Annotated in this window: 9 protein-coding genes; 5 read left to right on the top strand and 4 right to left on the bottom strand. The window is 54.3% G+C overall.

From position 1 onward, the window contains the following. From AC2FNU_RS21015 to AC2FNU_RS21000, 4 genes are all read right to left on the bottom strand, one after another. A partial coding sequence (locus AC2FNU_RS21015) for an ABC-type transport auxiliary lipoprotein family protein (RefSeq protein ID WP_496792128.1) occupies nucleotides 1-377 on the bottom strand: 377 nt, incomplete at its 3' end. After that, nucleotides 374-1,690 (bottom strand): MlaD family protein, encoded by a 1,317-nt coding sequence (locus tag AC2FNU_RS21010; protein WP_496792126.1) that lies wholly within the window; start codon nucleotides 1,688-1,690, stop codon nucleotides 374-376. The genes AC2FNU_RS21010 and AC2FNU_RS21015, both read right to left, overlap by 4 nt. 5 nt (nucleotides 1,691-1,695) lie before the next feature. After that, nucleotides 1,696-2,511 carry an ABC transporter ATP-binding protein gene (locus AC2FNU_RS21005; RefSeq protein WP_496792124.1) on the bottom strand — a complete coding sequence of 272 codons (816 nt, stop codon included), beginning with the start codon at nucleotides 2,509-2,511 and terminating at the stop codon, nucleotides 1,696-1,698. Between the two features lies 1 nt (nucleotide 2,512). Then, complete coding sequence (locus AC2FNU_RS21000; RefSeq protein WP_496792122.1) at nucleotides 2,513-3,637, bottom strand: MlaE family lipid ABC transporter permease subunit; 1,125 nt, start codon at nucleotides 3,635-3,637, stop codon at nucleotides 2,513-2,515. 230 nt (nucleotides 3,638-3,867) lie between these two features. Between AC2FNU_RS21000 and AC2FNU_RS20995 the strand changes: the two genes are divergently transcribed. The 5 genes from AC2FNU_RS20995 to AC2FNU_RS20975 all read left to right on the top strand — a co-directional run bounded on the left by AC2FNU_RS20995 (nucleotide 3,868) and on the right by AC2FNU_RS20975 (nucleotide 11,630). Next, nucleotides 3,868-5,400: an alkaline phosphatase family protein gene (locus tag AC2FNU_RS20995; protein WP_496792120.1), complete on the top strand. Its 1,533-nt coding sequence runs from the start codon at nucleotides 3,868-3,870 to the stop codon at nucleotides 5,398-5,400. Nucleotides 5,401-5,622: 222 nt separating this feature from the next. After that, nucleotides 5,623-7,308: an aspartate-alanine antiporter gene (aspT, locus tag AC2FNU_RS20990; protein ID WP_496792118.1), complete on the top strand. Its 1,686-nt coding sequence runs from the start codon at nucleotides 5,623-5,625 to the stop codon at nucleotides 7,306-7,308. Between the two features lie 18 nt (nucleotides 7,309-7,326). After that, complete coding sequence (locus AC2FNU_RS20985; RefSeq protein ID WP_496792116.1) at nucleotides 7,327-8,949, top strand: bifunctional aspartate transaminase/aspartate 4-decarboxylase; 1,623 nt, start codon at nucleotides 7,327-7,329, stop codon at nucleotides 8,947-8,949. A gap of 114 nt (nucleotides 8,950-9,063) precedes the next feature. Beyond that, entirely contained in the window at nucleotides 9,064-10,929 is a 1,866-nt protein-coding gene (locus AC2FNU_RS20980) for a PAS-domain containing protein (protein WP_496792130.1), read from the top strand. Continuing rightward, on the top strand, nucleotides 10,929-11,630 hold the full coding sequence (locus AC2FNU_RS20975; protein WP_496792114.1) for a response regulator transcription factor: 702 nt from the start codon (nucleotides 10,929-10,931) through the stop codon (nucleotides 11,628-11,630). The genes AC2FNU_RS20980 and AC2FNU_RS20975 overlap by 1 nt, the downstream gene beginning before the upstream one ends. Nucleotides 11,631-11,754: the final 124 nt, after the last annotated feature.

The raw sequence follows: 11,754 nt of genomic DNA, 5'->3' as shown, positions 1-11,754 counted from the left end.
TCCGGTGCGATTACATAGTCAGCCCTCAGGCCAACCGTAGAACGACCAACCGCGGCAACTTTTCCAGAGTTTTCGTAGCTTTCCACCAGTAGCGTCTGAACGATCAGAGGTGCCCGATCAACCCAGCGTGCACGTGGCAGGTATTGTACCTGGTAAGGCGTTGGCTGAATGGCAATCTGATCGGTATTTACCGCGGCAGTGGCCGTGGGTTCCTGAACAACGATCTGCTTCTGTATTCTGGGCAACGCAGACGAGAACGTGCTTTTGGGCGTCAACAGGTACAGATCATTGGGTTTGGCTGCTTGTTGCAACGTTCCTAGACCGGCACAGCCGCCGATCAGGGCAACCACCAGCAAAGCGAGAGCAGGCTTGATCATTGACGGAACTCCGATGCTTGGGTGCCTAACAGGAAACGTGCGGGGTCTCGTTCAACCTTGTCCACAAGACGGTCTACACTAATGACAAGGCGTTGGGCTTCTTCGACGAAACGGACAAATTGCGGAAGGCCAACGCGCAGGAAGTCCGACACTTGGCGACGATTGGTCTGAACGATGCCATCGATGGTGCCCAGCAGTTCGGACGCCGAGTTCGATGCGCTGAGAACATCGTCCGAGATTTGGTCGATCTTTTCAGTGATGTTCGAAACGGTTTCGGTCACTTGATTGGCGGCCTTGCGGATGTCGGCTGCAACAGGCGCGACTTCTTCTTCCATAACGCGGTTGGCAGAATTGAATGCTGTCTCTGCCGAAGACAACGCCCCTTTTGCCGTGTCCATCGCTGAAGTGATCGAGCCCAGCGTTGTATTGGCGTTCAGGACGGTTTCGTTGACTAGTCCAAGCGTAACGCTGCCTTCGTCAGACAACAGGGTTAAACGTTCAGCCAGTTGCGAGCCGCGTTCTATGAAGGGTTGAATGTCCTGTTGCAGAATGCGGTCCGCGGTCTGGATCGTGGTTTTTGCCTCATCCAGCGCGGCTTTTGCCGATTCAGATGCGGATTTGACCGAATTCAGTGTCTCCGTTCCGGATTTCAGCGTTGTATCCGCTGTTTCGATCAGGGGATCCAGACGTTTTGAGAACTCGCCTATATCCTTGGCCGCACTGCCGATGTCGCTGGCGACAGACTCAAAGCTGGTCAGCGTATTGTCCAACCGTCCTGTAGCGGACGCAAGGTTGTCCAGAATGCTGCTCACGGCTTCCCGGTTTTTGTCGTCTACGACCTTGTTTAGACTTTCCAAAAGGGTGACAGCCTCATCCAGAACCTTTGGCGCGCCTTCGAATAAGGATTGAATGGTACTTCGCTTGCTTTTGATCACACTGTCCTGCGCCAATCGCTGTGATCCAGGTGACCCACCTGTTAACTCAACATAACCGACACCGGTAACGCCCAGTGATTGCAACTGCGCCACCGTTTCTTCGGTGATCGGAATGTCTGCGTCCACTTCGATGCGTACCCTGACCTTTGAAGGATCGTCATCATCCAAATTCAACGAAATGACCTGCCCCACAGGGAGACCGTTAAAGCTTACACCTCCGGCAGCGGAAAGCCCTGAGACGTTGTCAAATAAGATGTCATAGTAAGCGTACTGGCGTGTGACCTCAAATTTGGCAAGCCACAGGAAAAAACCAAATGCGCCCAATAGTCCCGCAAGGGTAAACGCGCCAATCAGGATATAATTCGCTCGGGTCTCCATAGCCTCTACCTGTCCTGGCCCTTCTGTTGTGCTGCGCGGGCGCGGGGGCCTGTGAAGTATTCCTGCACCCAAGGATGATCGACCTTGGTCATGTCTTCTATCGGACCTTCGACCAGCACGCGCTTTTCTGCAAGTACGGCAATCCGGTCGCAAATGGCATAAAGGCTGTCCAGATCATGGGTAACCATAAATACGGTCAACCCAAGAGCCCGCTGCAGTTCACCAATGAGCTCATCATAAGCTGCTGCACCAATCGGGTCCAATCCAGCGGTTGGCTCATCCAGAAATACAATTTCGGGGTCCAATGCCAATGCTCGCGCCAGCGCTGCCCGTTTGCGCATGCCGCCGGATAGCTCGGACGGAAACTTGCCGCAGCTCAGTTGTGGCAAACCCACCAGACTGATCTTCAGCGCGCCCAGAGACTCCATCAACTTTTCGCTGAGGCCAGTGTGCTCGCGCAGCGGGGCCATTACGTTCTGCAACACGGTCAAAGAGGAAAACAATGCGCCGTCCTGGAATGCTACGCCCCAATGGCGTTCGATCCTGCGCCGATCTTCCTCGGGGCCGTTCAGAACATCAACGCCCAAAACCTCGATACTTCCCGCAGCGGGCTTGTTCAGGCCGACAATTGTTCTGAGCAAAACGGACTTGCCTGTCCCGGACCCGCCGACAATTCCCAGAACCTCGCCACGCCAGACATCGAGGTCGAGGTTGTCATGTACAACCTGCGTTCCGAATTGGTTTCTAAGGCCACGCACACGGATCACGGCCTCGCGCTGCGTTTCTGTCAAAGCTGGTGCCTGTTGTGTACTGCTGATCATGTCAGATTCCGACCTCCGAGAAGAAAATCGAGAACAAGGCATCAATCACAATAACCATGAAGATGGACTGCACAACCGATGCCGTCGTGCGCTGGCCCACGCTTTGCGCTGACCCCCTGACCTGCATGGCCTGCCAACAAGAAATCACGCCAATGACCAAAGCGAAAAAGGGCGCTTTGATCAAACCCACCGCCAATTGCCAGACGTCCGTGTTTTCCTTCAGTCGTGTCAAAAACATCCCCGGGCTCACGCCAAGGTCAATCCAGCTCATCAAGGCGCCACCGAACAAGCCCGCTATGTCTGCCACAAAGCCCAGAATGGGAAGCATGATCAAAAGAGCAAGGACACGGGGAATGACCAGTACCTCAATCGGATCCAGCCCTAGGGTTCGCATGGCATCGATCTCTTCCTGCACTTTCATCGAGCCGATGGATGCGGTGAACGCAGAACCCGAGCGGCCCGCAACAATGATGGCGGTCAGCAAAATTCCCAATTCGCGCAGAACCGAGATTGAGATCAATTCGACCACAAAGATCTCTGCGCCAAACTGCTTAAGCTGGGTTGCGCCCTGAAAGGCCAGAACAACGCCGATCAGAAATCCCATCAAGGCTACAATCGGAAGGGCTTTGACGCCGGTTTCCTCCATATGCGTGACCAACGCTGCCTTGCGCAACCGCCAGGGCATCACAACGGTTCGGAGTAACCGATGCAACGTAAGCCCCAGAAATTCCAGAATCGAAAGCGTGTCTTTCCAGGCCCCGAACGTGCTGCGGCCAACATCGGCAACCCAGTCCACAAAGCTGCGGGGATCTTCGAGTTTGCCGGGTTTGTCCGGAATACTATGCGTTACTGTATCGATGAGCTTGGCGTGCGCAGGCTTTGCCCCTTGGATTTCCATCGTCGCACCGTTCGCGGTGAACCGCCGACCAAGATCAGCGATCAGCCATGCGCCGCCGGTGTCCAGCGCCTCAATGTGGGACAAATCAATAACAACCTTGTCCGTCGAGGGTTGAATGGCCGCAAAATCTTGTTCTACCGACTGCAACGATTGGGTCAGCAATTCACCCGTGACACGGACATGGGTACCGTCAGTATCGCGCTCGGATGTTATCGCTGGCTTCGTCATATCGCCATGTGAAGTAAAACCCCTTTGGCCCGCAAGTCTTTGTTCCGAAAGGCAGGGTTTTTGTGATGCAGGATGGCGCATGCGTCACGCCCGACACCACTTGGCACGGGTACATTTGTTTCTCTTTGGCAGCCTTAGAAAGCGGTGATGTTTTCATTTAATCAGTTGCTTGAGCACGAGAAGCCAGACACATTCCGCGAAGGAATCAAGTTCAGAGCCGGAGAGTTCGTATGCCTGAGGCCAAAAACGTCTTGTTCATAATCATTGATCAGCTTCGGGCTGATTGCCTGAGCGGCGCGTTGGCGGATCACGTGGACCTCCCTAACCTTAGGGCGTTCATGGATGACGCCGTGACCTTCACAAGGCATTATTCTGTCACCAATCCTTGCGGCCCTTCGCGTGCATCGCTTCTGACCGGTCAATATGCGATGAACCACCGGTCTGCCAGAAATGGAACGCCGTTGCGCCACGACACCCCGAACATTGCCACAGAAATGCGCAAAGCGGGATATACACCGATGCTGTTTGGGTACACAGACACCTCTGCTGACCCGCGGGTTCATGACGCAAACGACCCGGTGCTCAGGTCTTACGAGGAATCCATGAACGGCTTTCTGGAAGTCGTCGAAATGCGTCTTGAAGAATCGTATCCCTGGCAAGCGCATCTGATGAAGAAAGGGTATGAGTTCGATCAGTATTGGGATATTTACAAACCCGTCTCAACAGACGATCAGCCCCCGAAATTGAACGATCCGGCACTGTATCGGGCGGAAGACAGCGACACGGCGTTCCTAACCGATGCATTCCTTGACGGCATCGCGCCCCATCGAGGAAAGGGCTGGTTTGCCCATCTGACCTATATCCGTCCACATCCGCCTCTGGTCGCACCTGCTCCGTACAATGACATGTACAACCCTGCAGATATCCCTCTGCCACAACGGTTGCACAGCGCGGAGGCCGAGAAAGAACTGCACCCGTTCTTCGGCCCGAAGCTGGATGTCTATACAGCAAAAGAGTTTGTTCACGGCTTTGATGAAGTTGAGCCAACAGACGCAAACATTCGTACATTGCGCGCGGTCTATTTAGGACTGGCAACAGAGGTTGACCACCATATCGGTCGCGTCGTGCAATACCTGAAGGACAGCGGGCAATATGACGACACGATGGTGGTTATCACCGCTGACCATGGCGAAATGCTGGGGGATCGCCACAGCTGGGGCAAAATGACGGTCTATGATGCGGCCTATCATACACCGTTGATGATCCGTTTGCCGGGGAACGACGCTCATGCAGGTGCTCAAATAAAAGTGCCAACTGAGTCAGTAGATGTAACGCCGACAATCCTTGACTGGATCGGGCAAACGGCTCCGAACGCGATGGATGGTCGATCCTTGATGCCGTTGTTGCATGGCGAGGTTCCCAAAGACTGGCGCAAGTATTCGTTTAGTGAACTGGACTTCTCGGAACCTGAAAATCCGACCCTTTGGCAACAGCGGCTGGGAACGGGAAACAGCGACTCTTGCCTGGGGATCTTGCGGGATGATCGTTTTACCCTGATTGAATTTGCCGCAGATCTGCCGCCCATTCTGTTTGACCGCAAAGGTAATGGTGAGTTTGAGAATGTGGCCAACAAGCCCGAGTTTGCATCCGATCTTGCCCGGTTGAGCCGTCAGATGTTGCGGCATCGCATGCGCAATATGGACCATACGTTGTCATTGCATTCCATTACGAGGGACGGTGCAAAATCCCGCTCTCGGTATTAGGCAACGCTTTGGTGGCTGATAACTATTTTCCGAAAATTGATAGACAAATTCATATCTTACGGTATCGTCCTTGAAAAATACGCTTCAATTTTCGCTCTGACGGCCTGCGGTTTCGGTGCATTGGTTTTTAGTTTCTGATTGAATTGTCCAGATCGGCTTGTCAGTGATTTCAATTTTCCAAACACACCTTTCTGCTTGCAGGGTGTTCTGGGGAGGACGGTGATGGGCGATTGGTTTGTGAATGTTCTGCGCAGCTATCCCGAACTGGCGGTTTTTCTGTCGATAGGGGTAGGGTTCTGGATCGGCCCCAAGAAGCTTTTCGGGTTCAGTCTGGGGACGGTCACGGCAACATTGCTTGCGGCCGTGATCATTGGGCAAACCCATATACAAATCGACTCGGCCGTCAAATCGACCTTTTTCATCATGTTCATATTTGCGGTCGGCTATGGGGTCGGCCCGCAGTTTATTCGTGGCCTCAAAGCAGACGGTGCGCGTGAAGTCTTTTTTGCGCTCAGTGTTCTGGCCCTCTGTCTGATTGTGCCGGTCATATCCGCAATGGTCGCGGGTCTGGAGCTGGGATTTGCGGCGGGCCTGTACGCGGGGTCGCAGACAATTTCGGCCGCAATTGGCGTCGCAACAGATCAGATCAATCAATTGGGCCTGTCGACAGAGCAGGCGCAGACCTATGCCAATCAAATTCCGATCGCTTACGCTGTAACTTATATTTACGGCACAATCGGCTCGGCCATCATTCTGGCCAAGATCGGTCCGCGCCTGATTGGTGTGGATTTGGTTGCCGCCTGTAAGGAATACGAAGCCCAGCTAGGTGGCGGCGCGGCGGTGGAGGCGGGCGACGGTATCGTTTCGGCCTATCGCATGATCGAAGCACGGGCGTTTGAAATACCAGACGACAGTGATTTGATAGGCCACCCAGTCAAGGACTTGATGCCCGGAGTGCGGATTTATGCGGAACGGATCAAGCGCGGCGATGAAATTATCGAGGTTGAGGACAGTACAGAGCTTCAGGCGGGCGACATCGTTATGTTTTCGGGGCGACGCGCGGACTTGGTCGGCCTGCTGGAAGGGCGCATGAAAGAGGCTGACGCCCCTGAATTGCTAAACACGCCAACTGAGAAGCTGGATGTTCTGATCACCAGCAAAGAGGTTCACGGAAAAACGCTGGAGGACCTAAGCAAGCTCTCGCTGGCGCGAGGCGTCTATGTTTCAAAACTGATGCGCAACATGGTCGAACTGCCGCTGTTGCCGGGAACCGTCGTGCATCGCGGCGACATCCTGACGGTTCTTGGGTCAAAGCGCCATGTCGAAGCCGCAATCGCCCAGATAGGGTATGCAGACCGTCCGGTGGACACGACGGATCTTGCCTTTGTCGGATGGGGGATCTTTCTTGGCGGTTTGGTCGGGACCCTGGCGATCACCATGGGGGGATTCCCAATCAGCCTGTCTACAACAGGTGGAGCCCTGTTGTCAGGGCTATTGCTTGGCTGGTTGCGAACGGTTCATCCAACGTTCGGGCGGATACCCGGCCCGTCCTTGTGGTTGATGAATACACTTGGCCTGAACGTTTTTATCGCTGTGATTGGGATCAGTGCCGGCCCTGGTTTTGTCGCGGGGCTTCAACAGGCCGGCATCGCATTGTTGCTTTGGGGCATTGTCGCCACCTCATTGCCCATGATCTTTTCTGTCTATGTGGGCCACTATGTTTTCAAGTTCCATCCCGCCATTTTGTTCGGGGCCTGCGCGGGTGCGCGAACAACAACAGCGGCACTCGGGATGATTCAGGAAGCCGCTCAAAGCCGAATACCAGCGCTGGGGTATGGGATGCCCTATGCGATCGGGAATACGTTACTGACCATCTTTGGCATGGTTGTTGTTTTGATCCTCAGTTGATTTGGAAAGGTATGTGGTATGGACCGTCTGAAACTGCACGATTACGAAGCGCTCAGCCCCTTTCAGATCAAGGATGAGCTGATCAAACTGGCCTCGGATGAAGCGCGAAAATCCAACAGTGCGTTTCTGAATGCGGGGCGAGGAAACCCCAACTGGATCGCGACACGCCCGCGTGAAGCTTTCTTTGCACTTGGTCAATTTGCCATAACCGAAGCCAAACGCGTTATGGACCATCCCGCGGGTTTGGGTGGGATGCCGGCCATCAAAGGATGCCATGATCGCTTTTTACGTTGGGCTGAAGCAAATGCCGAAATGCCGGGCACCGATACCTTGGTGACCGTGGTCAAACACGCCGTTTTTGCTTTCGACTTTGATGCAGATGCGTTTGTTCATGAACTGACGGATTCGATCATTGGCGACAATTATCCCGTGCCGGACCGCATCCTGTACCACAACGAAATCATCGCACATGAATATCTGATGTGGGCCATGTGTTCCGGTCGACAGCCAGATGCACGATTTGATCTGTTTGCTGTCGAAGGCGGCACAGCTGCGATGTGCTACATCTTCAAATCACTCAAAGCCAACCGTTTGCTGAACGCAGGCGATACGATTGCGCTGTGTACCCCGATCTTCACCCCGTATCTCGAAATGCCGGAGTTGGAGGATTACAGCCTGGAATCCGTGCATGTGGAAACGGATGAAGAAGATGGCTTCCAATTGACCGATGCAGCCGTCGAGACACTGAAAGACCCCAAAGTAAAAGCCTTCTTTCTAGTCAATCCGGGTAATCCTTCGTCAGTTGCCCTGAACAAGGCATCTCTGGAAAAACTGGCGGATGTGGTCGAGAACCACCGCCCCGATCTCATCGTTCTGACAGATGATGTCTATGGAACCTTCGTGCATGATTTCACATCGGTCATGGGGTACATGCCACGCAACACAATTGGCGTTTATTCCTATTCCAAGTATTTTGGCTGCACGGGCTGGCGCCTGGGTGTCATCGCCGTTGCGCAAGACAATATTTTTGACCTCAAACTGGCAGAGCACAGCGAAGAGATTAAGCAGACGCTGGACAAACGCTATGGCACGCTGAGCCTTACCCCACGGGATATCCGCTTTGTTGATCGTCTGGTTGCAGACAGCCGGGACGTTGCCCTGAACCACACAGCAGGTCTGTCCTTACCTCAACAGGTCATGATGACCCTGTTTTCGCTGGTCGAACTGGTGGATACCAAGAAAGATTATCAAACCGCCTGCATGGAGCTTGTGCATCGGCGGTTCAAACTGTTGACCGAGGCCATGGGGATCGAGGTCAATGCTGGCGAAAACTACGACGCCTACTATGGGATCATCGATTTCGAGTATTGGTTGCGCAAATATGTTGGCGACGACGTTGTGGCTTGGATCAAGAAGAACGTACATCCGCTCGATATTGCCTTCAAACTTGCCGAGGATCACGGGATAGTTCTGTTGAATGGCAGCGGGTTTGATGCGCCGGGCTGGTCTGCGCGCGTGTCCTTTGCCAACCTGCCGGACGAAGCCTATGCCCAGATAGGTCGCGCTGTACGGTCTGTCGCCAGAGGATATGTCGAGGCATACCGCGCCGCTAATGCTTTGCCCTTACACGGCGGGTCCTGAACCGGCGCAGCGAGGTACCAAACATGAATTCCACTATCCGCGCCAGGCAACTGGTGCTAGGCAGAGGCTGTGGAGAAGGCAAACTTGGACATAACTGAAAAGCGTATCAAGGCGATGACCACGGCGGGGTTGAACCTGATTGGTCAAGCGCTTTCCATTTATGACAACAAGTTGCAGCTGGTCCTCAGCAATCGCCGGTTTCAGGAAATGTTCGACTTGCCGGACGAACTTGTTCAACGCGGAGCCCTGTTTCGAGATACCATCCACTTTCTTGCCAGCCGCGGAGAATACGGCCACGACGAAAGTGTGGAGGACATGGTCAACTTGCGCGTCGAGCAAGCTTTGGCGTTTGAGCCGCATTACATGGAACGGGTGCGTCCAAACGGGCAAGTTGTCTCAATCGAAGGCGCGCCATTGCCTCAAGGGGGTTGGGTTGCGGTCTATACCGACATCACCGGTACGCGGCGGGCCGAGAACTTGCTGCGGGCACGGTCCGAGGAATTGTCGGAACAGTTGCTGGGTCATGCAGAAGAGTTGTCGGCCACCAACCGCAAGCTTGCTGCCACGATCGCCGCTTTGGAAGAAGCCAAACGGGAACTGACCGAAATCGAGGCCCGGACGCGCTTGGTGACCGAGATGATGCCGGCTCATATCGCGCATTTGGACAGTGACGGGCAATACGACTACTCTAACCGACGTCTGAGCGCGGTTATGCCCGGGCGTCCTTCTGATATTTTGGGGCTCCATATCTCTGAGGCACTTGGTTCTGTGGCTTTCGCACGCGTGGAAAGCCATCTGCAAAAGGCTTACGACGGCGAGCCGTCTGTTTTTGAGTTCACCGAAGATCAGGATTCTCGCCGCATCCGTGTTTCATTCACACCGGATGGGGCAGGGGGCGTGTATGTCATGTCTGTGGACATCACCGAGGAAACCCAAGCGCGGGTTGCCTTGCAGCAGACGCGTCGCAGAGCGATGGCGGCACAAATGACAAGCGGCCTTGCGCATGACTTTTCAAACCTGCTCACGATCATCCTTGGTATGCAATCTAGGCTGGACAAGATGAACTTGCCGGATGAAGCGCAAGAGCTTGTCGTCGCTACCCAACAAACGGCGCGCAGGGGCGGACAATTGCTGAACCGGATCGCGGATATGACCGGAAACAGAACGCCTCAGCCTCAGGCAACAGATATGCGTGGTTTACTGGAAGATCTTCGGATACTGGCCACCCCGTCCCTGCCGCGTGGTATGGGGCTTTCTGTCGTGAACACTTTGCCGGATCAGGCATTGATGTTGGATCCGGGTATGGTCCAGGACGCGTTGTTGAACTTGGTTCTGAATGCGCGGGACGCGTGCGGTAATTCTGGTCAGATCACCATAAGCGCACATGCCATCGGAAAAATTTGGGTCGAGATTACCGTGTCGGACACTGGTCCGGGATTTTCCCCTGAGGCGTTGGAGAAAGCGCTAAACCCTTTCTTTACGACGAAAGGCAGCGATGGGTCCGGACTGGGTCTGCCCATGGTTTATGACACTGTGAAACTAACGGGGGGCGATTTGAACTTAAAGAATACCCCGTCAGGAGCATCCGTCGTTCTGCGGTTACCCTACCGACCAGCTCCGCCGGCGCGAGGCGGTCTTGTCCTGTTGGTGGAAGACAGCGATGATTTGCGCGGTCAGTTTCGCGACATGTTGGTGGAGTTGGGTTTGTCTGTAATTGAAGCCAACTCTGTCGATGAAGCGGTGGCGCTGCTTTCCAGCGTCGAAGACATCTCGATGGTCCTGTCCGATATCCGCCTGGAAGGAGGGGAAACAGGGCTGGATCTATTACGGCAAGTAAAGCCCGGGTTCCCGTGTATCCTGATGACATCTCTACCTAATTCTGATCCATTGCACCAACAGGCACTTGCTTTGGCTCCGGTGCTGCTTAAACCGTTCTCTCAGGCGCAATTGTCTGCACTGATCCAAACCGAGGCAGCCTGATGACGCAACCTCTGGTGACTATTCTCGATGACGAACCCGAGATACGCCGCATCCTGACGGATGCTTTGGAAGATGCCGGTTTCCGAACGCAAAGTTTCTCTCGCGCGCGTGAATTCGAGGCGGCGCTGAATCGCGTGACACCAGATGTCTGTCTGGTGGATCTGTCTTTGCCAGACACAGACGGGCTGGCTTTGGTTCATCGCCTTGCATTGGAACAGGGCGCGACAGTCATTATCATATCTGGCCGGGCACAGGTGCAGGATCGCGTGACGGGGTTAGAGCTTGGTGCTGATGATTACATAACAAAACCGTTCGATCCAGCGGAGGTTGTCGCTCGGATACGGGCAAGGCTGCGTACCCCGCGTGGTCAAACGTCACATTCGGATACGGCTGTGTTCAATGGTTGGACAGCACATTTTGACCGTTATGTGCTTGAGAACGGGGCGGGCGCGGAAACGCCGTTCAGCCATGCGGAAGGCGAAGTTCTGAGGTTGTTTCTGGAGAGCCCCAAGCGCCTGATCAGTCGGGGGCAAATGCAGGAGTCGTTGGGCGGTGCAGCAGGTGACAGCTTTGACCGGGCAATGGATGTTCGAATATCCAGGCTGCGCACCAAACTTGGTGAAGACCCCAAGAACCCGCGCCTTATCAAAACGATTTATGGTGCCGGGTACATCTTTCTGGGCGATGTTGACTGGAAGTAACAGAAGTCTTGATCGACTAAGTTTGTGGCTCCCAGTGTTTAGCTCGGTGATGTTTTCATGCCAAAACCAGGCAAACAGCCGTCTTGCTCGATCAGTTTACTCTCTTAGCGCCTGATCTTTGATC

It is taken from the genome of Ruegeria sp. BHSB064, assembly GCF_059613205.1.
The sequence above is the reverse complement of the archived record's forward strand: the minus strand, read 5'-3'. Positions and strand labels throughout refer to the sequence as shown.